We start from the raw sequence: 444 nt of genomic DNA on the forward strand, positions 1-444 counted from the left end.
GGCACTAGCCCCTGTTACATCCAGATAGCAAACCAGCGGATTGAATGCCGAGCTTGTAATACACTCGGGTATTTGCCGCTTAACTTTGTTCCTCGTCCCAAGGTGCGTTACACAAAGGGCTTTGAACAGTATGTTCTCTCGCTGTCAGCATTGAACGTCACCATCAATGCCATTGCCAAGCTATGTGGTGTCTGTTGGGATACAGTGAAAGATATTCAGAAGCATTACCTGCAAAAGCGATACTCTCAACCTTGTCTTAAAAACGTCACTCACATTGGAATTGATGAGATGCGTATTTCGGTGATTGCGATCGCTCGTTTCCGCTGTTTTTCAAGCAAGTTGTCGTCTTTTTTACAATTTAGTAACGTGAATGATTACGCTGCACACTTTTCAGGGTTCAAGTACACCTCATCGATATAACTCCAGTCTCTCGTTTGCCGACTC

Annotated in this window: 1 protein-coding gene; it reads left to right on the top strand. The window is 44.6% G+C overall.

Features of this window, described 5'->3' with window-relative positions; all coding sequences use genetic code 11:
• On the top strand, positions 1 to 420 hold a 420-nt coding region (locus UF06_RS26460), incomplete at its 5' end, for a helix-turn-helix domain-containing protein (RefSeq protein WP_045571791.1).
• Positions 421 to 444 lie beyond the last annotated feature (24 nt).

Origin of the sequence: Vibrio sp. S234-5, assembly GCF_000960595.1 — a bacterium.
Lineage (GTDB): Bacteria > Pseudomonadota > Gammaproteobacteria > Enterobacterales > Vibrionaceae > Vibrio.